Raw genomic sequence first — 22118 nt, 5'->3', positions numbered from 1 at the left:
AGTGGTCGCCTGTAGGTTCTTGACCTGGAAGTGACCGCACATCGGAGGAAGTTGACGTGACCGACATCGCCATGCTGCCGGAGTCCTGGCGGGGCGTTCTGGGCGACGAACTGCAGCAGCCCTACTTCAAGGAGCTGACGGAGTTCGTCGAGGAGGAGCGCGCCAAGGGTCCCGTCTACCCTCCTCGCGAAGAGGTCTTCGCCGCGCTCGACGCCACGCCCTACGACAAGGTGAAGGTGCTCGTCCTCGGTCAGGACCCGTACCACGGCGAGGGCCAGGGACACGGCCTCTGCTTCTCCGTGCGTCCCGGGGTGAAGACCCCGCCCTCGCTGCGGAACATCTACAAGGAGATGCAGCAGGAACTGGGCACGCCGATCCCGGACAACGGCTATCTGATGCCGTGGGCCGAGCAGGGCGTGCTGCTGCTGAACGCGGTGCTCACGGTGCGTGCCGGTGAGGCGAACTCGCACAAGGGCCGAGGCTGGGAGAAGTTCACGGACGCGGTGATCCGCGCCGTGGCCGGCCGACCCGATCCGGCGGTGTTCGTGCTGTGGGGCAACTACGCGCAGAAGAAGCTTCCCCTCATCGACGAGACCCGGCATGTCGTCGTCAAGGGTGCGCACCCCTCGCCGCTGTCGGCGAAGAAGTTCTTCGGATCGCGCCCCTTCACGCAGATCGACGAGGCGGTGGCCCGGCAGGGACACGAGCCGATCGACTGGACGATCCCCAACCTGAAGTGAGCGGCGCGGGGCGGCCCGGATCCCGGTCCGGACCCGCCCGGCCACCGGTCGTCCCGTGTCGTCACCGGCTTGGCCCAGCGTCCTGCGGAGCCGCCTGAGCGTGATTGTCGGCGGGGGCGGCTAGCGTCGTGGTGACGGGCGACGAGCGTGGAGGACGCGGTGGCGGAGCGACAGGGGCAGGCGGCGCGGGACGCCGTGATGGGCCGGATCGGTCAGGTCGTCATGCTGCACCACGGCGGCGACCGCGAGGAGGCCCGGGACCGCTTCCTGGGCCTGTGGGCCGAGATCGGCGAGGACGGCGACCCGCTGCACCGCTGCACGGTGGCGCACTACATGGCGGACACCCAGGACGACCCGACGGACGAGCTGGCCTGGGACCTCAGAGCGCTGTCGGCCGCCGAGGAACTCAGCGACGAGCGCCTCGCCGGAGACGACGGGGCGCTCGCCGTCCGCGCGTTCTTCCCCTCCCTGCATCTGAACCTGGCCGCGGACTATGTGAAGCTGGGCCGCTCCGAGGCCGCGCGCTCCCATCTCAGCCGGGCGCGCGGCACGGCCGACTCGCTCGGCGACGACGGCTACGGCGACGGCATCAGAACGGCGATCGCCCGCCTGGAGCGGCGGCTCGCGGAGACCCCGATGAACAGCCCACCCGAGCCGGGCCCCCCGGAGGGCCCCGGTGGAGAGACCCTGGGGCCCCCGAGACGCCGGTCGTGAACGCGGGTCGTCACGGACCCGGGGTGGCGGCCTGACGGCGGTGCGGTGCCGCGCCCGCTCACCGGCCGTAGGTGCTTCTGCAGATGTCCGCCTCCGGGCTGCCCGGTCGCCACCCTCCGTAGCTGCGGCCGAGCGCGCACACGTCCGCGTTCCCGGGGAAGGGAGCGGGAGCCGCCGCTGGTGCCTCCGCGCGATGCCCGGGATGCTCACGCCTCGGATGCGCGGACACGGACCTCTGGTGCGGGGCGTCCGTCCACGCGGTGGTGGGGGCAGTTCCAGCCGTGTGCCCCGTGTCGGCGCCGGCCGACGGAGAGCGGGAGGCCCCGACCCGCTCCAGCGCCTCCCGCGCCGGGGCCTGCACCACGTGGGGTGCCACGCTGCCCTCCGCCCGAGGCGCCGAGGACTGCGAGGGTGCCCGGGGCGGGAGCGGAGCGGACGGCCGCTGGACGGTCACACAGCCGGAGAGGGCCGAGACGGCCATGGTGACCAGGAGCGTCGCACTCGTCGTCGTTCGCTGCACCCGCGCAACTCTGCTGGTTTCGGCGGGCTTTGGGGCGCCGACGGGCGGAGGATGCCCCGCACGGGTGACCTCACTCCCCGGTGGCCCCGTCGATCCGTTCGCGGATCAGATCGGCGTGCCCGTTGTGACGGGCGTACTCCTCGATCATGTGGGTGTATATCCAGCGCAGGTTGAAGGGCTCGTCGGTGAACCGGCTACGGCCCTGGGAGAGATCGTCCAGCCCGAGTCCGGCGGCGTGCCGCCGGGCGATCTCGATCTCCCCCTGCCAGGTGGCGTACGCCGTCTCCCAGGTGTCCTCCTCGGTGAGGTGGAACTCCCCGTCCATGTCCTCGTCGCTGAAGTAGATGGGCCCGGGGTCGTCACCGACGAGCACCTTGCGGAACCAGCCGCGTTCCACTTCCGCCATGTGCCGCACGAGCCCCATCAAGGACAGCTCGGACGGTTCCACCGCGGCGGTCCTGAGCTGGGCGTCGGTGAGACCCTCGCACTTCCAGGCGAGCGTGTGTCGGTGATAGTCGAGCCAGCCTTCCAGCATGGCTCGTTCGTCGGCGTTCGGGGCGGGTGAGGGGCGCTGGGCAGTCATGTCGGCATCCTGGCCCACCCTCACCCGTCCCCGCCACGCATTTCTGCGGGGGCACACGGCCGCCGGTGTCCCTGTGGCGCCGCGGTCGTATGCTTCCGACGAGGTAACCGTCGGCAACCCCAGGAGACGCCCCGTGAAGGTCGGCTGCATCGGACTCGGTGACATCGCGCAGAAGGCGTACCTGCCGGTGCTCGGGCTGCAGCCGGATGTCGAACTGCATCTTCAGACCCGGACCCCCGCGACCCTGCGCCGCGTCGCCGACAGCCTTCATCTGCCCGAGGGGCAACGGCACACCGGTCTGGACGCGCTCCTCGACCAGGACCTCGACGCCGCGTTCGTCCACGCGCCCACCGAGGCCCACCCCGAGATCCTCGCCCGGCTCCTGGAAGCGGGCGTTCCCACGTATGTCGACAAGCCCCTCGCTTACGAACTCGCCGAGTCCGAGCGGCTGGTGCGGCTCGCGGAGGAGCGGAACGTCAGCCTGGCGGTGGGCTTCAACCGGCGTCACGCACCCGGGTACGTACAGTGCGCCGACCATCCGCGCGAGCTGATCCTGATGCAGAAGAACCGCGTCGGGCTGCCCGAGGAGCCCCGCACCATGATCCTCGACGACTTCATTCACGTGGTGGACACGCTGCGGTTCCTGGTCCCGGGGCCGGTCGACGACGTCACGGTACGGGCCCGTGTCGAGGGCGGCCTGCTGCACCATGTGGTGCTCCAGCTGGCCGGTGAGGGGTTCACCGCGCTCGGTGTGATGAACCGGCTCAGCGGTTCGGCCGAGGAGATCCTGGAGGTCTCCGGGCAGGACACCAAGCGGCAGGTGCTCAACCTGGCCGAGGTCATCGACCACAAGGGCCAGCCGACGCTGCGGCGGCGCGGGGACTGGGTGCCGGTGGCCCGGCAGCGCGGTATCGAGCAGGCCGTGCTCGCCTTCCTCGACGCCGTCCGCGCCGGCAAGGTGCTCAGCGCCCGTGACGCACTGGCGACCCATGAGCTGTGCGAGCGGGTGGTAGCTGCGGTGCAGGAGCGTTCCGGCGCGCTCTGAGTGCCCGGACACCCTCCGTCGCGCCCAGCGCGGCGATCACCAGCAGGGCACCGTGCACCGGCCAGTCGCCGTAGCGGTCGTAGGGCGTCATGCCGTGGGCGAGCGGGACATCGTAGACCATCGACGCGCTCCGGCCGGTGCCGAGCCAGGACCCGACGCGCTCACCGCTCGGGCCGTAGACGGCGGAGACGCCGGTCAGGGTGGCGTGGACCATCGGGCGCCCCGTCTCTGCGGCGCGCAGTGCGGCCAGCGAGGCGTGCTGTTCCGGCGCCCAGCTGTGCTGGAACGTCGACGTCGAGGACTGGGCGAGCAGCAGCCCGGCGCCGTCCTCGGCGAGATGGCGGCTCATGTCGGGGAACGCGGACTCGAAGCAGACCATGGGGCCCACACGCAGGCCATGACCGACGTTCATGACCACCTGTTCGGTGCCGCGCCTGCGGTCCTCCCGCGCCGCCTTGCCCACGGAGGTGGCCCAGCCGAGCACGGACCGTGCCGGTATGTACTCGCCGAACGGGACCAGCCGCATCTTGTCGTAGCGGTCGCCCGTCGGACCCTGCGGGCCGATGAGCACGGAACTCTTGTAGATACCGGGACGGTCGGAGCGTCGGGCGTCGACGTTGACGAGGATGTCGGCCTTCACCAGCCGGGACAACGCCGCGACCCGGTCCGCGAGGTCGGGCCGCTGCGAGAGATCGAAACCGACGCTGCTCTCGGCCCACACGACCAGGTCCACGTCCTGCCCGGCGAGGCCACGGGTCAGCTGCTCCTCGCGCTCGAACCGTCTGGTGCCGCTGTCCGTGCCGTCTATGACGCCCGGCTGCACGACGGCGACGCGCACCCGCCCGTCGATGTCCGGGCGCGGCGACCAGACCCAGGCCGCCGATGCCGCCGCGGCCGTCGCGACGAGCCCGGCCACGGCCGGAACGCGTGACGCCCGCACCGCCACGAGCATCGCGACCGCGATGTTGACGCCGACCACCAGGAAGCTCAGCAGCCAGACCCCGCCGACCGAGGCGAGCCGCAGCGCGGGTTGCACCTGCCACTGGCTCGAACCGAGCAGCCCCCAGGGTCCGCCCAGCCCCTGCCAGGAGCGGACCAGCTCGACCAGTAGCCAGCCGGACGGCAGGACGAGCAGGGCTGCGCCCAGTCGTCGTGCTGAGGGCACCCCGCCCAGGAACCGCCGCACCAGCACGCCCCAGGGCGCCCACAGCGCCCCGAGCAGGGCCGCGATGACGAAGGTGAAGACGTTCAGGCTCGGTATCAGCCAGTGGTGCACGGCGGTCATGAACCCGAAGCCGCCGAGCCAGCCGTCGTACGCGGCCCGCCGCGCGGTCGGCGCGGACCGCACGAGCAGGACCCACGGGACCAGGGCCACGTACGCGAACCACCACCAGGACGGCGCGGGGAACGCGAACACCGGCAGCGCACCCGCGAGCACGGCGGCGATCCCGCGCCACCAGCGGGATGCGAGCCAGTCGTCGGGCATCCTGATGCGGCGCGTTCCTCCCCGGTGCATGCCTCCAGTGTGCGCGCCGGGGAAGATCTACGACAGAGGGCGTGGGGCGCGCGGCCGGGGGCACGCTCAGGTGACCGGGTCCTGGCGGGGCTGCCCGGGGAGGCTGCGCCATTTCTCCTGGACGACGACCTGGTGCAGCCGCCACCCGTCCTCCGTCCGCAGGAACGAGAACGCGTACCGGCCGCCGCACACGAAGTCCGGCGGGGAGGGGCCGTCGTCCGTGCCCGTTCCGGCTGGCGGCTCCGTCGCGGCGAGGCGCATCGGGTTGACGTAGTCGGCCCGGACCCGGGCGGTGTCGCCGAGGTCGTGCGCCAGGGAGTCGAAGCGCAGGTGCCGGTTCACGATGAGGTGCTGGCGCACGGGGAACAGCCGCATGGTCCGCTCCAGCCAGTCGGCGACCTGACCGGCGCCCCCCTCGATGCCGCCGGCCGAGCGGTAGTCGGCCCGTCCGTCCGGGGTGAACAGTTCTCGGTACGCCTCCCAGTCCCCGTCGTCCACGGCCGCCGCGTACTCGGTGACGAGTCCGTCGACGGCCAGGCGGTCCATCACGGTCGCGAGCTCCACGCGCTGGGTCATCGGCTCAGTGTTGGGGACGCGGCAGGCGCAGCCAAGAGGCGTGCGCGGGGTTTCGGGCAGGCGCCCTGTCTCGGACGGCCGCGGTGAGGTGGGGGCGCCGGATCACCACATGTCTTCGCGGTGGACCACCCGGAAGCTGCCCGCGACGTTGTCCTGGGCGAACATGGCCGCGCGGAGGAACTCGTCCTCGTGGGAGTAGTCGCCCCCCTCGGAGGTACTGGGCACGACGCCGAAGGTGCTGCCGTGGGGGCCGACCGTGGCGACCGGCGAGCCGTTGTCACAGGTGAAACCGCGGTAGACCTCGACGAACTTGTCGCTGTCGTTGTCGATGCTGAAGCTGTTGGAGCCCAGCCCGCTGGCCGCGGTGACACAGCCCTCCACGGCGGCGGAGTACGTCCGTTCGTTGAAGTGGATCCACCCCGGTCCCCGGTGGCCGCGGTCGCGGTCGCGGTCCTGGTCGTGGTCACGGCCCCGGTCCGAGTCGCCCTCGTCCCTCTTGCCGTGCGAGTCGCCACCACCGTTCGCAGTCGCGGCGGCGGGCGCGGCCGGAGCGGAGTGCCGGGGCTGCGCGGGTTTCGTGGCCGGCCGGGCGGCGTGCGCGGCGTGCTTCGCGTGTGGGGTCGCGTGCTTGGCGTGCGGGGCCGCTTCGGTGGAATCGACGGCCGAGGCGTAGGTGAGGCCGGCGGTGGCGAGGACCCCGGTGGCCACCACGGCCGCGGTCACGGCGAAGGTACGTGTGGGCATGTCACTTCTCTCTGTCGCAGTGGCGCCGGCCGGGCAGCCGATCCTGCGATGAACGTACTGACAGCCCCTCATAGCTGTCATATCGGACATATTGTGCGTGTGGTCTTCCAGGGCCGAACGGGCGCATCACCGGCGTGGCGAGTCGACGCGCCGCTGCGGCGGACGCGCGTGACGTGGCGGTCCGACCCGTGTGTGCGTGGGGAGGGGAATCGAGGAGCGGGCCGCCGGAGCGGCTCATGCCCGCAGGTGCGTGTGGCCGGGAGCGAGACCCGGCGGCCGTGCGGACCGGGCTCGAATGCCCGGCCATGCCCCGCTGCACTCCACGTCTCAAGGAGTCCCCGAGCCGGAGGCCGCGGCGGACGGACGGTCGACGGACGTCCGCCGCGCACCACCCGATGTGATCAAATACCAGCGGTTCCGGCGCAGTTGACGACGCAGCCGCCGAACGGCCTCCGCTCAGCGGCGCCTTCAGGCCGCCTCGATGACCTCGCCACGGATCGCCGCGGCCCACTCCACCACCAACAGCTCGTACTCCGCGCGCTCCTGCGCCGACAGGGAGCCACCCGCGCGCAGCCACAGCGCACGGATCTGCTCGTTCAAGTCGTCAGCGGACCGCACGGAACCAAGGCTCTGGGAATCGGGGGACATGCGGGCAAGCCTAGGGGTAAGCCGTGACAGCGCGCCACCGCACGACTGCGCAGACGGTATGTGGTTGGTCACGGTCGATTCCGTGGACCGGATGTGGAGGATCGGCGTGGGACGGTGCGTCGCCCATGGCCGCGACCGGGCACAACTGCGGCTCTGAGCATCGGAGTTGTTGTGGGAAGCTGTGGTCAGTCGTGCGCGGGTGGGGCCGCGGCGGCCGTCGAGAGGAGCGCAGCGTGAAACAGGGCGGCTTCCGCGCCGAGGAGATCGACACCGGCAGACCGCACCCTGCGCGGATCTACGACTATCTGCTGGGCGGCAAGGACAACTACGAGGTGGACCAACGGGCCGGCGACGAACTCGCCGCCGCCGCACCCGAGGTACGGATAGGACTCCAGGCCAACCGTGCCTTTCTGCGGCGCGCCGTCCGTCATGTCGTGGGCAACGGTGTCCGACAGCTCCTCGACGTCGGCACCGGGCTGCCGACCTCGCCGAACGTGCACGAGATCGCCCACGAGGTGGCCCCGGACGTACGTGTCGCGTACGTCGACAACGACCCGATCGTGAAGGCGCATGCCGACGCGCTGCTCAGCCGCTCCGGCGCGACCAGCATCGTGCTCGCCGATCTGCGCGACCCCGGGGCGATCGTGGACCACCCCGACGTCCGCCGGGTCATCGACTTCGACGAGCCGGTCGCCCTGCTTCTCGTCGCCGTCCTCCACTTCCTCACCGACGCGGAGAACCCCGGGCAGGTCGTCGCCACCCTGCGCGACGCGCTGCCGGCCGGCAGCTTCCTCGTGCTCTCGCACGCCACGGACGACTTCGCCGATCGCAGCGAGGCCCAGGCCGTCTACAGCAAGGCCACGGCCACCCTGAACCTCAGGTCCCACGCCGAGGTCGAGCGCTTCTTCGACGGCTTCGAGCTGGTCGAACCCGGCCTGGCCCGGGTCCCGTTCTGGCGCCCGGACGCCCCTCCGCCGGCCAGGTCCGATGAGATCGGCTTCTACGGCGGCGTGGCGCGAAAGTCCGACTGAAAGACCCTCGAGGAGGCGGATCGGGCGGTGGGCCCTGCCGTCGGCACCACACCACCGCCGACGCCGGCCCTCGGTCGACGCGGGCCCGTCGCCCGGCCTTCTCGTCAGCCCGCGGACTCAGCCGCGTGAGGGCTCAGTACGCCCGCTCCGACCAGCGCGACGATGAGCACCCCGAGCGCGATCCGGTACCAGACGAACGGCATGAAGCTCCTGCTCGAGATGAACTTCATGAACCAGGCGATGACGGCGTACCCCGACACGAACGCGATGACCGTCGCGAACAGCGTCGGCCCCCAGCTCACATGCCCCGCCTCCGCGGCGTCCTTGAGCTCGAACGCGCCCGACGCCAGAACCGCCGGAATGGCGAGGAGGAACGAGTAGCGCGCCGCGGCCTCGCGCCGGTAGCCGAGGAACAGGCCGCCGCTGATCGTGGCGCCGGACCGGGAGACGCCGGGGATCAGGGCCATCGCCTGGCAGACGCCGAAGACCAGGCCGTCCTTGACGTTCAGATCGGTCAGCGCCTTGCGCTGCTTCGGCACCCGGTGCCGGCCGCCGGCCTCGTCGCGCGCCGCGAGCCGGTCCGCGACGCCGAGGATGACACCCATCACGATCAGCATGGTCGCCGTGACCCGCAGATCGCGGAAGGGGCCCTCGATCTGGTCCTTCAGGGTCACTCCGAGCACGCCGATGGGTATGGACCCGACGATCACGAGCCACCCCATCTGCGCGTCGTGGTTCTGCCGCATCCGCTTGTCGAAGAGCGAACGGAACCAGGCGGAGAGGATGTTCGCGATGTCCTTGCGGAAGTAGATCAGCACCGCGGCCTCCGTACCGATCTGGGTGATCGCGGTGAAGGCCGCTCCAGGATCCGTCCAGCCCGCGAAGGCCGCGGTCAGCCGCAGATGGGCACTGGAGGAGACGGGGAGGAATTCGGTCAGCCCCTGGACGAGTCCGAGGACGAGGGATTCAAGCCAAGACATGGAGTGATCGGGTCCAAGTGCTGATCGTGGAAGCGGCGACGGGCACACCGAGCCGCGGCATGCCGTGCGGCGGCTCGGTGATCAAGTGCTGGATGGCAGAGTAACGCTCCGGGATGACGATCCCATCACTGGGGCTTTACCAACGCTTGAGGCGGGCGAGTGGCGGTGTGCCGGCCCGCGGGACGGTTCTGTCGGGGGTGTTGACCGGTCCTTCGAACGGCCCGTACGTTGCAGCGGAGGGAAAGCGCTTGCTGTCCCTGAAGGTCTCCGGAGTCCTCACGCGTCGGCCGACGTCCGACGTCACGTCCGATGGAGCGCTGATCACGTTCATGCCCACAGCCCGGAACGCGTCCACCGCCCACGATCCCGAGAACACCGACCCCGACCCGACCATCCCGCCCCCGCACACCGACGATCCCGACCTCACCCCGCGCACCGACCGCCCGGCCGCGCCCTTCGCCGGCCGACGTATCAGGGCCGCCCTCGTCGGCACGGGCGGCATCGCGCGCGGCTCCCATCTGCCCGCGCTCGCCCGGCTCGCCGAGGAGGGCGAGACCGAGGTCGTCGCCGCCGTCGACATCGACGCCGACTCGGTCGAGCGGCTCTGCTCGGACAACGGCATTCCGCACCCGTACACCGATCTCGACCGGATGCTGGAAGAGCAGCGGCCCGACCTGGTGAGCATCTGCACCCCGCCCGTCCTGCACCGCGAGCAGACCGTCGCCGCGCTGCAGGCCGGCGCCTGGGTCTGGTGCGAGAAGCCGCCGGTGCCGACGCTCGCCGACTTCGACGCCGTGGAGGCGGCGGAGATCCCGGACGGCGGCCCGTTCGCGGCGATCGTCTTCCAGCACCGTTTCGGCTCGGGCCCCCGCCACGTAGCACGGCTGCTCGCCGAAGGGGCCCTGGGCCGCCCGCTGGTGGCCCACTGCCAGACCACCTGGTACCGCGACGCCGCCTACTACGCGGTGCCCTGGCGGGGCCGCTGGCGGACCGAGGGCGGCGGACCCGCCATGGGCCACGGCATCCATCAGATGGACCTCCTCCTCGACCTGCTCGGACCGTGGAGCGAGGTGCGTGCCATGGCCGGGCGGCTGGTGCACGACGTGGAGACCGAGGACGTCTCGACGGCGCTCGTACGGTTCAGCGACGGCGCGCTCGCCACGGTCGTCAACAGCGTGCTCAGCCCCGACGAGGTCAGCCGCATCCGCATCGACTGCGAGCGCGCCACCGTGGAACTCACGCATCTGTACGGCCACAGCAACGGCGACTGGCGCATCACACCGGCCCCGGAGGTGCCCGAGGAGGAGGCCGCGGCCTGGCGGGACTTCGGGGCGGACGTGCCCAGTTCGCATCTGGAGCAGTTGCGCGAGCTGGTCGCCGCCATGCGCGCCGGGGTCCGGCCCCGCAGCAGCGGCGCGGACGGGCGCACCAGCCTGGAGCTGATCACCGCGCTGTACAAGTCGGCGTTCACCGGCACGACGGTCCGCGCGGGCGAGATCCGTCCCGGTGACCCCTACTACACGGCCCTGCACGGAGGCGCTCCCGGCTGGGCCCCCGGGACGAGCAGGACGACCGAGGCGACTCAGACGACCGGGACGGACAAGAAGTCCGGGGTGACCGCCGCGACCGAGGTGTCCGCGGCGGTGCCCGGGGAGGAGGCGTCCGCATGACCGCGACCCTGCGTATCGTGCACGCGCACGACGACCGCATCACCGTCACCGAACCGGCCACCGGCGTCGAGCTGTTCGCCTACGTCTACGCTCCCGAGTCGGCCTGGGAGGCACCCAAGCCGTATCTGCACCCCGTGCGGACGCTGGCCGGAGACGTGGTCACCGACTACCGGCCCAACGACCACCGCTGGCACAAGGGCCTGCAGCTGACCGCCTCGCATCTGTCCGGGCAGAACCTGTGGGGCGGCAACACATATGTGCACGGTGAGGGGTATGTCGCCCTGCCGGAGCGCGTCGGTTCGATGGCGCACGTCGCCTTCGACGAGATCGGCGCGGACGGGGACCGTGCGGTCATCGCCGAGCGGCTCACCTGGCATCCTTACACCGGGGAGCTGTGGGCCGGCGAGGAGCGCCGGATCGAGGTGCACGACGTCGAACCAGCCTGCCGGTCCTGGGCGTTGACCTGGACCTCCGCGGTCACCAACCGCCGTGACGAGCCGCTGCTCTTCGGCAGCCCGACCACCGCCGGGCGGGAGATGGCCGGGTACACGGGACTGTTCTGGCGCGGACCGCGCGCCTTCCGCGACGGACGGGTGACCGGGCCCGACGCCGAGGGGCCGGAGCTGATGGGCGGGCAGGCTCCATGGCTCGCCTACTCGGGCGAGCATGACGGCACCGACGGACACGCCACGCTCGTCTTCGCCCACGCCCCGGAGAACGACCACCTGGGGGAGCGCGGCACCCACCCCGCCCACTGGTTCGTACGCAACGACCCCTTCGCGGCCGTAGCCCCGTCCTGGGCGTTCCACGAGGAACTGGAGCTGGCTCCGGGCGACACACTGCGCCGCCGCTACCGGGTCGTGGTGGCGGACGGCGCATGGGGGCGCGAGGAGGTCGCCAAGTACCTTCAGGAACACCCGTGGTGAGCGCCGGGGCGTTCACGGGACTGCCGGGCGCCGTCGCCGTCTCGCGGCTGTGCGTCTACGACTGGCCGGCGGCCGACGGTATGCGCGGGGGCACTCCCCATCTGCATCTGACCTGCTCGGAGGCGTATGTCGTCACGGGTGGGCGGGGAGCCGTGCAGACGCTGACGACATCCGGGTACGAGGTCACGCCCCTCGCACCCGGAACGGTCGCCTGGTTCACGCCCGGGACCATCCACCGGCTGGTCAACGAGGAGGATCTGCGTATCACCGTCCTCATGCAGAACGGCGGACTGCCGGAGGCGGGCGATGCCGTGCTCACCCTGCCTCCGCAGTACCTGACGGACCCCGAGACCTACGCCGCCGTGACCGTCGTCCCGGCCGACGCGCCCGAGGCGGAGCAGGAGCGGATCGCCCGGACCCGCCGCGATCTGGCCCTGGAGGGCTACCAGGCGCTGCGCGACGCGGACGGCCCCGAGCCGCTGGCCGCCTTCCACCGGGCCGCCGCGGCGCTCGTCCGGCCGCGCGTGGCCGTATGGCGTGACCGGTGGCGGCACGCTGCCCGGGCCGCCGCCGAGGCGACGGGGGAGCAGCTCGACCGGCTGGAGCGGGGCGATGCGTCCCACCTCGCCGACGCGGTCGTACGGGCCGAACAGCCCTCGGCGTACGGGAAGTTCGGGATGTGCGGGCGGCTGGACGTGTACCGGGGCGAGCCCTAGGCGGGGCTTAGGCGGCGGCCGGTCCCGCCACCGTCCAGCCCGGTGCCTGCGGGTGCGGCGTCCGGTCCCCGGGGCGGAGTGCGCCGCCGCAGGCGGAGCAGGCGACGACCGCCGTCAGCTCGTGGCCGCAGTCGTGCTCGATCACCATGGGGCGATCGCCCTCCGTGCGGAGGTGGCGATCGCCCCATGCCATGAGGGCCATCAGGACCGGGTCCAGCTCCAGGCCGGCCGCCGTGGCCCGGTACTCGAAGCGCTGCGGGCGCTCGCTGTACTTCCGCTTCGTCAGGATCCCGCCCTCCACCAGGCGCTTCAGCCGTGCCGCGAGGACATCGCGCGGGGCGCCCGTGTTGCGCACGAGCTGGTCGAAGCGCCCGTTTCCGAGGAGGACCTCGCGCAGGACGAGAAGGGAGTACTTCTCGCCGACGAGGGTCAGGGTGTCGGCGATGGAGCAGGGGCGCGGATCTTTGGTGGCGGCCATGCCTCCAGTCTAGATGAGGGTTTGCTTTTCAAACTCACCGAGTTATGGTGGAGCCAGATTCCCTACTCGCCAGTAACGCCGCCTCGGTATCACCGGGCAAGGAGGCCGCTACCATGCGTGACGCCGTGATCGTGGAAGCCGTACGGACCCCGGTGGGCAAGGGCAAGCCCAACGGTGCCCTCGCTCATGTCCACCCCGTGGAACTCCTCGCGCACACCCTGCGCACCCTCGTCGAGCGCTCCGGCATCGACCCAGCGCTCATCGACGACGTGATCGGCGGCACCGTCGACCAGGTCGGCGAGCAGGCCATGAACACCACCCGGTACGCCGTGCTGTCCGCGGGCTTCCCGGACACCGTGCCCGCGACCACCGTGGACCGGCAGTGCGGCTCCTCCCAGCAGGCCGTGCACTTCGCCGCCCAGGGCGTGCTGTCGGGCGCGTACGACATCGTCGTGGCCTGCGGCGTGGAGTCCATGAGCCGTGTGCCCATGTGGTCGAACGTGCCCGCCGGCAAGGACCCCTTCGGGCCCGGCGTCGCCGAGCGCTACCCGGAGGGCCTCGTGCCGCAGGGCGTCAGCGCCGAGCTGATCGCCGCGAAGTGGTCGCTCACCCGCGAGCAGATGGACGCCTTCGCCGTGTCCTCCCACCACAAGGCCGGGGCCGCGTGGGACGCCGGCCTGTTCGACGCCGAGACGGCCCCGCTGGAGGGCCTCACGCGCGACGAGTCCATGCGGCCGTCCAGCACCCCCGAGATCCTCGCCGGGCTCAAGCCCGCCTACTACGACCCCGGCTTCGCGGAGCGGTTCCCGCAGATCGGCTGGAACGTCACCGCCGGAAACGCGAGCCCGATCAACGACGGCGCCTCGGCGGTGCTCATCACCAGCAGCGAGACCGCCGAGCGTCTCGGCCTGCGTCCGCTCGCCCGGCTGCACAGCTTCGCGGTCACGGGCTCGGACCCCGTCCTGATGCTCACCGGAGTCATCCCCGCCACCGAGAAGGTGCTGCGCAAGGCGGGTCTGACGATCGACGACATCGACCTCTTCGAGGTGAACGAGGCCTTCTCCAGCGTCGTCCTGGCCTGGCAGCAGGAGACGGGCGCCGACCTCGCGAAGGTCAATGTGCACGGCGGCGCCATCGCCATCGGCCACCCGCTGGGCGCGAGCGGCACCCGGCTGACGACCACCCTGGTGCACGCACTCCGCGCGCGTGGAGCACGGTACGGCCTGCAGACGATGTGCGAGGCTGGCGGGCTCGCCAACGCGATGATCCTCGAAGCGGTCTAATCGGCGACTGTGGTCTCCGGGGCGGTACGCAGATGGTGGCGCTTGCGCCAGGCCATCACCGCCCCGGCCACCGTCGGCACCGCGATGAGGGCCATCGCGATCAGGAAGGCCGGTGAGGTGGGCCGCGAGGCGCGGGCACCGGCCACCACATAGGCGGCGGTGTTCGGGAGCGAGCCGAGCGCCGTCGCGATCAGGAACGGGGCCCAGCGCATCCGGGAGACGGCGGCACAGTAGTTGGCCGCCCAGAACGGCACCCCGGGGAACAGCCGGGCCGCCATCATCGAACGGAAGCCGTGCCGGCTGAGCTGCCCGTCCGCGGCCTTCAGCCAGCGGCCCCGCAGGAGCGGACGCAGCGCGTCCTGTCCCAGCGCCCGGCCGAGCCCGAAGGCCATCGCGCCGCCCAGCACCGTACCGGCGAGGGCCACACCCGTGCCCAGCACCGAGCCGAACAGGGCACCCGCCGCGAGATTGAGCAACGGGCGCGGCACGAACGGGACCGTGCACAGCCCGTACGCCACCGCGAAGACGACGGCCGCCGTGGCGCCCCCGAGCTGCGGCGGCCAGCCGTGCGTCAGCAACTTCTGCGGCTGATACGCCAGCACGCAGGCCGCGGCCGCCGAGAGCAGCACCACGAGCAGGGACAGACGGGACCAGGGCGACAGCAGCACTCTGGTGCAGCGGGCGGTGAACCCGAGCGGTACGGCGGCGGTGGTGTCCGACGCGGCGGTCAACTCCGCGGTGGCGCAGGGCGGGACGGTGGCGACGAGCTCCGTGGCGGCGGCCCGGGGAGAGGCCGTGGCCGTGCCCCCAGAGCGGGTGGTGGCATCGAGCATTCCGTGACACTAACCGACCCATGTGTGTGATCGCCGTATGGTTCCTCTCATGGAGGTCACAGGTTCCGGAACAACGGACGCATCGCTCACACCGCCGCACAGCGGTCTCGCGGACGTCGTGATGGAGCGGCTCACCGCCACGTACGCCGCCGCGGCGGACCCGGAGCGGGCCGCCTCTATGGGCGCCTACATGAAGGACGTTGCCCCCTTCCTGGGCCTGACCACGCCCGCCCGCCGGACGCTGTCCCGCACCGTCCTGGCGGGCACGACCCGCCCGGACGAGACCGACTGCACGGCGCTCGCGCTGCGCTGCTGGGCGCTGCCGGAGCGCGAGTACCACTACTTCGCCGTCGACTTTCTGCGCCGCCATGTGAGACAACTCTCGTCCGGATTCCTCCCCGTGACGCGTCATCTGGTCTCCACCGTCTCCTGGTGGGACACCGTCGACGCGCTGGCCGCCCATGTGGTGGGCGGCCTCGTCGCCGCCGATCCGGGGCTGTGTGGCGCCATGGACGCGTGGATCGAGGACGACGATCTGTGGATCGCCCGGACCGCCCTGCTCCACCAACTGCGGTACAAGGAGGCGACCGACACCGGGCGTCTCTTCGCGTACTGCCTGCGCCGCTCCTCGGACCCCGACTTCTTCCTCAGGAAGGCGATCGGGTGGGCCCTGCGGGAGTACGCCAAGACGGATCAGGAAGCCGTACGGGAGTTCGTCGCCCGGGAAGGGGCCCGGCTCTCCCCGCTGTCCGTCCGGGAAGCGCTCAAGAACCTCTGATCGGTTTTGGCCCACTCCCGTCGCGGAGCAGCTTGTACACCCCCGCGGAAAACCATTCGACGTGGGCGCCCGCGTCGGCGATGCTCTACGACATGTTCCGGTACGCCTTCCTCCTCGCAGCATCCGCCACCGCGGATGCGCCGAAGGCTGCCGTACCGCACTTCCTGGCCGCCCTCGACGGCGCCCGAAGCTGACCCTTCCCGGATCGTCCGGCGGACCCCGCAGGGGGAGGGTCGGCAAGTCCTCGGGGTCCCCGTCCCGGCCGGATCGTTCCGCTGCCGGGGCCGTCATGCAGCACCACGGAAGAGGCTTCGAGGTACAGCCATGCCCAAGACGGCATACGTGCGCACCAAACCGCATCTGAACATCGGCACGATGGGTCACGTCGACCACGGCAAGACCACCCTGACCGCCGCGATCACCAAGGTCCTGGCCGACCGTGGCACCGGCACCTTCGTCCCGTTCGACCGGATCGACCGGGCTCCGGAGGAGGCGGCGCGCGGCATCACCATCAACATCGCGCATGTCGAGTACGAGACCGACACCCGGCATTACGCGCATGTGGACATGCCGGGCCATGCCGACTACGTCAAGAACATGGTCACCGGGGCCGCCCAGCTCGACGGGGCGATCCTCGTCGTCTCGGCGCTCGACGGGATCATGCCGCAGACCGCCGAACATGTACTGCTGGCCCGGCAGGTGGGTGTCGACCACATCGTCGTGGCCATCAACAAGGCCGACGCGGGCGACGAGGAACTCACCGACCTCGTCGAGCTGGAGGTCCGCGAGCTGCTGAGCGCGCAGGGCTATCCCGGCGACTCCGTGCCGGTGGTCCGTGTCTCCGGGCTCAAGGCCCTGGAGGGCGACCCGCGTTGGACCGCGGCGATCGAGGCGCTGCTCGACGCGGTGGACACCTATGTGCCCATGCCCGAGCGGTACCTGGACGCGCCGTTCCTGCTGCCGGTGGAGAACGTGCTCACCATCACCGGCCGCGGCACGGTCGTCACGGGCGCCGTCGAGCGCGGCACGGTGCGGGTCGGCGACCGGGTCGAGGTGCTCGGCGCCGGCGTGGAGACCGTGGTCACCGGCCTGGAGACCTTCGGCAAGCCCATGGAGGAGGCGCAAGCCGGGGACAACGTGGCGCTGCTGCTGCGCGGGGTGCCGCGCGACGCGGTCCGCCGCGGGCACATCGTCGCGGCGCCCGGCAGCGTCGTGCCGAGCCGCCGCTTCTCGGCGCGGGTGTACGTGCTGTCCGCGCGCGAGGGGGGTCGTACGACTCCGGTGGCGACCGGATACCGGCCGCAGTTCTACATCCGCACCGCGGACGTGGTCGGCGACGTCGACCTCGGCGAGACGGCGGTCGCCCGGCCCGGCGACACGGTCACCATGACCGTGGAACTGGGCCGCGACGTCCCGCTGGAGCCGGGTCTCGGATTCGCGATCCGCGAGGGCGGCCGGACCGTCGGCGCGGGCACGGTGTCGACCGTGGACTGAGCCGAACGCACGGCCGCCGGCCGCCGGCCCGGAAGTGTCCGGTCCGGCGGTCCGGTCCGGGCGGCCCCCGTCCGTCACCTCCACGGAGGCGACGGACGGGGGCCGGCCGAGGCCCGGCACAATGGTGTCGTGACCGAGCCGATACCCGTGACCCGTGCCGTGGATCACGGGACCGCCAAGCTGATGCCCGACGTCGACCATGACCGGGCCTGGCTGCTCACGGTCGACGGCGCACCGCAGTCGTACGTGGATCTCGACGCGCCGACGCATCTGGAGTTCGAGTACACCCGACGGCTCGGCCATGCCCTGGACACGCTGGTGGAGCCGGGCCGTCCCCTGGACGTGCTGCACCTCGGCGGAGGCGCGCTCACCCTGCCGCGCTACGTCGCCACGACCCGGCCGGGCTCACGGCAGGACGTGGTCGAGGCCGACCGGGGCCTGCTGGACCTCGTCGTGGAGTGGCTGCCCCTGCCCGAGGGCGCCGGGGTCACACTGCACCCGGCCGACGCGCGCGCCTGGCTGGAAGCCGCTCCGCCGCACTCCGCGGACATCGTGATCGCGGACGTCTTCGGCGGCTCCCGGGTGCCCGCCCATCTGACGACCGTGGCCTACGCCCGGGCCGCCAAGCGGGTGCTGCGCCCGGACGGCGTCTATCTCGCGAACCTCGCGGACGCCGCACCCTTCGCCTTCCTCCGCTCCCAACTCGCCACCTTCTCCGAGATGTTCGAGGAACTGGCGCTGATCGCCGAGCCGGGCGTGCTGCGCGGCCGCCGCTTCGGGAACGCCGTACTCGTCGCCGCCCACCGGCCCCTGGACACCGCCGAACTCGCCCGCCGCACGGCCGCGGACGCGTTCCCGGCCCGGGTCGAGCAGGGCCCCGCCCTCCGGGACCTCATCGGCACCGCCGAGCCGGTCCACGACGAGAACGCCGTCCCCTCACCCGTACCGCCCGGCGGGACCTTCACCATCGGCTGAGCGAGCCGGGTACCCCCTGGCCGTGACGGCTACCCGTGAGTAACATGACGCGCATGAGCGCAGACCAGATGTCGATCGGCGAGATGCTCGCCGCCACGGTGCCGATGGCCAGGACCCTCAAGCTGGAGTTCCTGGAGACCACACCGGAGAAGGCCGTGGTGGCCCTGCCCGACCAGAGCGACTTCCACAACCATGTCGGGGGGCCGCACGCCGGCGCCATGTTCACGCTGGGCGAGTCGGCGAGCGGCGCCATCGTGCTGGCCGCGTTCGGCGAGCAGCTGTCGCGGGCCGTACCGCTCGCGGTCAGCGCCGAGATCGCGTACAAGAAGCTGGCGATGGGCCCGGTCACCGCGACCGCCACGCTCGGCCGCCCCGCCGCGGAGGTCGTCGCCGAGCTGGACGCGGGGCAGCGCCCCGAGTTCCCCGTCGAGATCGCCATCCAGCGTGAGGACGGCGCCGTGACCGGCGAGATGACCGTGGTCTGGACCCTGCGCCCGAACAGCTGACCAGCACATGTCCCTACCGCTCCCCGGCGTCGTGCCGGGGAGCGGTAGGAGTCGTGAGCAGGAGTGCGGCGCGGTCACGGTTCTCCGTTCCGGCCCGCGCCGATCAGTGTGCGCACCTCGAAGTCCTCGTAGGAACCGTCCTCCTGGCGGCCGCTGAGAACGCTGCCGAGCCAGCCGAGGAGGAAGCCCGCCGGGATGGAGACGATGCCCGGGTTCTGCAGCGGGAACCAGGCGAAGTCGGCGTGGGGGTACACCGAGGTGGGGCTGGACGAGACCACCGGGGAGAACACCACGAGGAGCACCGAGCAGATCAGGCCGCCGTACAGACTGAGCAACGCACCCCACGCGGTGAACCGGCGCCAGAACAGGCCGTAGACGAGCGCGGGCAGCAAGGCCGACGCGGCGATGGCGAAGGCCAGGAACGCCAGGCTCGCCGTGCTGATCTCCCACGGCAGCAGGGCGAGCAGCATGGCGAGGACCCCGATCACGGCGGCGGACATGCGCGCCACACCCAGCTCTGCCGCCTGTGTCGCCCTGCCCCGGCGGATGACCTCGCCGTAGAGGTCGTGGGCGAGTGAGGTGGCCGCCGCGAGGGTGAGTCCGGCCGCGACCGCGAGCAGGGTCACAAAGGCCAGGCAGGAGATCGCCGCGGTCAGCACGCCACCGCCGAGGGACTGGGCGAGCAGCAGGACGGCCGCGTCGCCCTTGGGGTCGATCCGCACGATGGCGTCGCGCCCCAGAACGGCGGTCGCGCCCAGGCCGACGACGCCCGCGGCGAGGCACACGAACCCCACCAGTCCCATGGCCCACACGGCGGAGGTGCGCAGGACGCGGTTGGTGCGCGGGGCCAGGAGCCGCATCACCACGTGGGGCAGTGCGGCGAGACCGAGCACGATGGCGAGTTCCAGGCTGAAGAAGTCGAGCTTGCTGGTGGTGCCACCGCCGTAGCGCAGCCCCGGTTCGAGAAAGCGGTGCCCGAGGCCGCTGTTCCGCTCGGCGGCCGACAGTAGCGCCGCCACGTTCCAGTGGAAGCGGGCCAGCACGATCACCGCCGTGACCGCGACCCCGGCCACCAGCATCACGGCCTTGACGACCTGGATGAAGGTCGCACCGGGCATCCCGCCGAGCGCCGCGTACACCACCACGATGGTGCCGATGACGACCACGCACAGGGTGCGCGTGGCCTGGTTCGGCTCGCCGGTGAACTGGGTCAGCAGAGCCACCCCGCCGATGAGCTGGGCGACGAGATACAGCGTGGTGACGACCAGGGTGCACAGGACGACGGCCAGGCGCACGGGCCGCCGGAGACGCGTCAGCCGCAGCGCCAGGGTGTCGCCGAGAGTGAACCGGCCCGCGTTGTGCAGCGGTTCGGCGATGACGAGCAGCACCGCCATCCACGCGACCGTGGTTCCGGCCAGATAGAGCAGGCCGTCGTAGCCTGTGAGGGCGACGAGGCCGGTACTGCCCAGCAGGGTCGCCGCCGACAGATAGTCGCCGGACATCGCCAGACCGTTGCGCAGCGGCGACAGGGTGCGGTTGCCGAGGTAGAACTCGCCGATCTCGTCCCGCTGGGGAGCGGTCAGCAGCGCGGCGAAGAGGGTGACCACGACGACGCACAGAAAGAGGACGAAGGTCAGTTGCAGGCTGAACCGGCTCGTGACCCTCGTGGCGGCCGTCACCACGCGCGCGGCCACCTCTGCTGTGCGGGGCGCGGCCGGCCGCCGGGTCGGGCGCGGTCCCGTTCGGAGCGCAGCCGGCGCACCACCGGGTCGACGTGATTGCGCATGTGCACGGTGTATCGCCACACAGCGAACGCCATCAGGCCGAACTGGGCGAGGCCGAGTGCCAGGCCGAGCGTGAGACGGCCCGCGAGGGGCTGGTTCAGCAGCCCGGGAGCGAAACCCGACAGCAGGACGTACAGCAGAAATACGCCGATGACGAGGACCGCCGTCGTGACGCCGAAGGCGTGGAAGGCACGGCGCAGGGGCGGGAATTCCGGATGGTCGCGCAGCGACGGGGGGCTCGCGGAATCCGCTGCCGTGGGAGAAGGGGAGCGGTCGGCGTGCTGCCGCGGATATCCGTTCATGACGCACCTTCTTTGCTGCCGTGTGCCGCACATCCGGCGGGCGGTGCCCGGGCCGGTCGGTTTCGGAAGGCTGGCTTCGCAGGGTCGGATTCCGAGCGGGAAAGGACGGCGGGAGAGGGCAGGAGCGAGCCTTCGGCGGTTTTTCCCGGAGGAAAGGCCCGTCGGGAACCTCTGTGTCGAAACCTGTTTTTCGTGCAGCCTTTGTGGGGGGTTCGCGATGTTCCCGCTCCCGGCTTTTCCGGGGGACGGGGGCGGCCCTGTGCGGGGTGTCGACGGGGTCGGAAGCGGAGTATCGCAGTGGGGCCATCGGCCTATCAACCGACTGTACGGAAGGCAGATTGAACAGAATCGTTTCCGCTTTCCGGCCGGCTCCGGCTTCCGCCGACTCCGGTTTACGACCCGCTCCGGATTCCGGACCGCACCGTTCCCGGGCCGATCCGGGCAGGGCGCCGGCGGGAGCGCGGCGCGTGGGAACCCGCTTCGCGCCCGGCAGGGCGGCCGAACGCCGTACCCGCCGGGCGCGGTCGGATGTGTAGGCTTCCTGGAGGTACGTCCGAGCGGGCGAGCCCGCAGGAAGACCGACGCGAATCGGGGAGGATGGGGCGTTGCACGTCCAGGAATGGCTCGACACGGTACCCGCGGTCGCCGTCTACGCAGTGGTGGCCCTCGTCATCGGTGTGGAGAGCCTCGGTATCCCGCTGCCGGGCGAGATCGTCCTGGTCTCGGCGGCACTGCTCTCCTCCCAGCACAGCGGCATCAATCCGGTCGTCCTCGGGGCCTGCGCCACCGCCGGCGCGGTCGTCGGCGACTCCATCGGCTACGCGATCGGCCGCAGGGGCGGACGGCCGCTGCTGGCCTGGCTCGGGAAGAGATTCCCCCGGCACTTCAGCGAGGGCCATGTCGCGACGGCCGAGCGGTCCTTCGAGAAGTGGGGCATGTGGGCCGTCTTCTTCGGCCGCTTCGTCGCCCTGCTGCGGATCTTCGCCGGACCACTGGCCGGTGTGCTGCGCATGCCCTACTGGAAGTTCCTGACGGCCAACTTCCTGGGCGGTGTCGTCTGGGCGGGCGGCACCACCGCGGGCATCTACTACGTCGGCGTCGTCGCCGAGTCGTGGCTGAAGAAGTTCTCGTGGCTGGGGCTGGTGGCCGCGGTCCTCATCGGAGTCGCGTCGATGCTGGTGGTCAGGCGTAAGGCCAAGAAGGCGGCGGAACAGCGGGAGGCGGCCGAGCCGGAGACCGTCCCCGCCGCCGACCGGGCCTAGGCCCGGCCGGGAGG

The 22118-nt window shown here is 71.5% G+C and carries 23 protein-coding genes; 13 read left to right on the top strand and 10 right to left on the bottom strand.

All coding sequences use genetic code 11. The features are described from left to right. Positions 1-56 precede the first annotated feature (56 nt). On the top strand, positions 57-740 hold the full coding sequence (gene ung, locus ACFYX0_RS21770; RefSeq protein WP_311699642.1) for a uracil-DNA glycosylase: 684 nt from the start codon (positions 57-59) through the stop codon (positions 738-740). 159 nt (positions 741-899) lie between these two features. Then, a complete protein-coding gene (locus ACFYX0_RS21765) occupies positions 900-1454 on the top strand; it encodes a hypothetical protein (protein WP_388972396.1) in 555 nt (184 codons plus the stop codon). A gap of 590 nt (positions 1455-2044) precedes the next feature. On the opposite strand, the gene ACFYX0_RS21760 is transcribed toward ACFYX0_RS21765, so the two are convergent. Beyond that, positions 2045-2557: a DinB family protein gene (locus ACFYX0_RS21760; RefSeq protein ID WP_355918393.1), complete on the bottom strand. Its 513-nt coding sequence runs from the start codon at positions 2555-2557 to the stop codon at positions 2045-2047. Positions 2558-2690: 133 nt separating this feature from the next. On the opposite strand from ACFYX0_RS21760, the gene ACFYX0_RS21755 reads away from it, so the two are divergent. Beyond that, positions 2691-3602: a Gfo/Idh/MocA family protein gene (locus ACFYX0_RS21755; protein WP_388972393.1), complete on the top strand. Its 912-nt coding sequence runs from the start codon at positions 2691-2693 to the stop codon at positions 3600-3602. Here ACFYX0_RS21755 and lnt read toward each other — a convergent pair. The 4 genes from lnt to ACFYX0_RS21735 all read right to left on the bottom strand — a co-directional run bounded on the left by lnt (position 3520) and on the right by ACFYX0_RS21735 (position 7086). Then, the gene (gene lnt / locus ACFYX0_RS21750) at positions 3520-5118 is read right to left on the bottom strand and encodes an apolipoprotein N-acyltransferase (protein ID WP_388972389.1); all 1599 of its coding nucleotides are present in this window, start codon (positions 5116-5118) and stop codon (positions 3520-3522) included. The genes ACFYX0_RS21755 and lnt overlap by 83 nt on opposite strands. A gap of 66 nt (positions 5119-5184) precedes the next feature. Then, positions 5185-5694 carry a nuclear transport factor 2 family protein gene (locus tag ACFYX0_RS21745; RefSeq protein ID WP_388972386.1) on the bottom strand — a complete coding sequence of 170 codons (510 nt, stop codon included), beginning with the start codon at positions 5692-5694 and terminating at the stop codon, positions 5185-5187. A 102-nt stretch (positions 5695-5796) separates the two neighbouring features. Then, positions 5797-6438 (bottom strand): hypothetical protein, encoded by a 642-nt coding sequence (locus ACFYX0_RS21740; RefSeq protein ID WP_388972383.1) that lies wholly within the window; start codon positions 6436-6438, stop codon positions 5797-5799. A 468-nt stretch (positions 6439-6906) separates the two neighbouring features. Next, positions 6907-7086: a hypothetical protein gene (locus ACFYX0_RS21735; RefSeq protein WP_355918381.1), complete on the bottom strand. Its 180-nt coding sequence runs from the start codon at positions 7084-7086 to the stop codon at positions 6907-6909. A gap of 233 nt (positions 7087-7319) precedes the next feature. On the opposite strand from ACFYX0_RS21735, the gene ACFYX0_RS21730 reads away from it, so the two are divergent. Continuing rightward, the gene (locus ACFYX0_RS21730) at positions 7320-8117 is read left to right on the top strand and encodes an SAM-dependent methyltransferase (protein ID WP_388972380.1); all 798 of its coding nucleotides are present in this window, start codon (positions 7320-7322) and stop codon (positions 8115-8117) included. Positions 8118-8221: 104 nt separating this feature from the next. On the opposite strand, the gene ACFYX0_RS21725 is transcribed toward ACFYX0_RS21730, so the two are convergent. After that, a complete protein-coding gene (locus ACFYX0_RS21725) occupies positions 8222-9097 on the bottom strand; it encodes an undecaprenyl-diphosphate phosphatase (protein ID WP_388972377.1) in 876 nt (291 codons plus the stop codon). Between the two features lie 329 nt (positions 9098-9426). Here ACFYX0_RS21725 and ACFYX0_RS21720 point away from each other — a divergent pair, with 329 nt between their 5' ends. From ACFYX0_RS21720 to ACFYX0_RS21710, 3 genes are read left to right on the top strand one after another with little or no spacing between them, the layout of a single operon-like run. Beyond that, entirely contained in the window at positions 9427-10767 is a 1341-nt protein-coding gene (locus tag ACFYX0_RS21720; RefSeq protein ID WP_388972374.1) for a Gfo/Idh/MocA family protein, read from the top strand. Then, positions 10764-11693: a PmoA family protein gene (locus ACFYX0_RS21715; protein ID WP_388972371.1), complete on the top strand. Its 930-nt coding sequence runs from the start codon at positions 10764-10766 to the stop codon at positions 11691-11693. The genes ACFYX0_RS21720 and ACFYX0_RS21715 overlap by 4 nt, the downstream gene beginning before the upstream one ends. Next, on the top strand, positions 11645-12409 hold the full coding sequence (locus ACFYX0_RS21710) for a cupin domain-containing protein (protein WP_388972368.1): 765 nt from the start codon (positions 11645-11647) through the stop codon (positions 12407-12409). The genes ACFYX0_RS21715 and ACFYX0_RS21710 overlap by 49 nt, the downstream gene beginning before the upstream one ends. Before the next feature lie 7 nt (positions 12410-12416). Here ACFYX0_RS21710 and ACFYX0_RS21705 read toward each other — a convergent pair whose 3' ends face one another. Then, on the bottom strand, positions 12417-12887 hold the full coding sequence (locus ACFYX0_RS21705; RefSeq protein WP_355922485.1) for a helix-turn-helix domain-containing protein: 471 nt from the start codon (positions 12885-12887) through the stop codon (positions 12417-12419). Between the two features lie 113 nt (positions 12888-13000). Here ACFYX0_RS21705 and ACFYX0_RS21700 point away from each other — a divergent pair, with 113 nt between their 5' ends. Beyond that, positions 13001-14170, top strand: coding sequence for a thiolase family protein (locus ACFYX0_RS21700; protein WP_388972365.1), 1170 nt, complete (start codon positions 13001-13003; stop codon positions 14168-14170). On the opposite strand, the gene ACFYX0_RS21695 is transcribed toward ACFYX0_RS21700, so the two are convergent. After that, the gene (locus tag ACFYX0_RS21695) at positions 14167-15003 is read right to left on the bottom strand and encodes a TVP38/TMEM64 family protein (protein ID WP_388972363.1); all 837 of its coding nucleotides are present in this window, start codon (positions 15001-15003) and stop codon (positions 14167-14169) included. The two genes, ACFYX0_RS21700 and ACFYX0_RS21695, sit on opposite strands and share 4 nt — an antisense overlap. A 49-nt stretch (positions 15004-15052) precedes the next feature. Between ACFYX0_RS21695 and ACFYX0_RS21690 the strand changes: the two genes are divergently transcribed. From ACFYX0_RS21690 to ACFYX0_RS21675, 4 genes are all read left to right on the top strand, one after another. After that, positions 15053-15781: a DNA alkylation repair protein gene (locus ACFYX0_RS21690; protein WP_388972360.1), complete on the top strand. Its 729-nt coding sequence runs from the start codon at positions 15053-15055 to the stop codon at positions 15779-15781. A 324-nt stretch (positions 15782-16105) separates the two neighbouring features. Continuing rightward, the gene (gene tuf / locus ACFYX0_RS21685) at positions 16106-17275 is read left to right on the top strand and encodes an elongation factor Tu (protein WP_355922473.1); all 1170 of its coding nucleotides are present in this window, start codon (positions 16106-16108) and stop codon (positions 17273-17275) included. A gap of 129 nt (positions 17276-17404) precedes the next feature. After that, entirely contained in the window at positions 17405-18250 is an 846-nt protein-coding gene (locus ACFYX0_RS21680; RefSeq protein WP_388972358.1) for a spermidine synthase, read from the top strand. A gap of 68 nt (positions 18251-18318) precedes the next feature. Continuing rightward, a complete protein-coding gene (locus ACFYX0_RS21675; protein ID WP_355922488.1) occupies positions 18319-18756 on the top strand; it encodes a DUF4442 domain-containing protein in 438 nt (145 codons plus the stop codon). A 74-nt stretch (positions 18757-18830) separates the two neighbouring features. On the opposite strand, the gene ACFYX0_RS21670 is transcribed toward ACFYX0_RS21675, so the two are convergent. Both ACFYX0_RS21670 and ACFYX0_RS21665 read right to left on the bottom strand, forming a co-directional pair. Next, positions 18831-20438 (bottom strand): cation acetate symporter, encoded by a 1608-nt coding sequence (locus ACFYX0_RS21670; RefSeq protein ID WP_388972357.1) that lies wholly within the window; start codon positions 20436-20438, stop codon positions 18831-18833. Beyond that, positions 20432-20842, bottom strand: coding sequence for a DUF485 domain-containing protein (locus ACFYX0_RS21665; RefSeq protein WP_388972355.1), 411 nt, complete (start codon positions 20840-20842; stop codon positions 20432-20434). The genes ACFYX0_RS21670 and ACFYX0_RS21665 overlap by 7 nt, the downstream gene beginning before the upstream one ends. A gap of 605 nt (positions 20843-21447) precedes the next feature. Between ACFYX0_RS21665 and ACFYX0_RS21660 the strand changes: the two genes are divergently transcribed. Next, entirely contained in the window at positions 21448-22104 is a 657-nt protein-coding gene (locus tag ACFYX0_RS21660) for a DedA family protein (protein ID WP_355922462.1), read from the top strand. The last annotated feature ends 14 nt before the right edge of the window (positions 22105-22118 follow it).

Origin of the sequence: Streptomyces sp. NPDC002573 (genome assembly GCF_042889625.1) — a bacterium.
GTDB classification, from domain to species: Bacteria; Actinomycetota; Actinomycetes; order Streptomycetales; family Streptomycetaceae; genus Streptomyces; species Streptomyces gibsoniae.
This window is presented reverse-complemented; position numbering and strand designations above follow the sequence as displayed.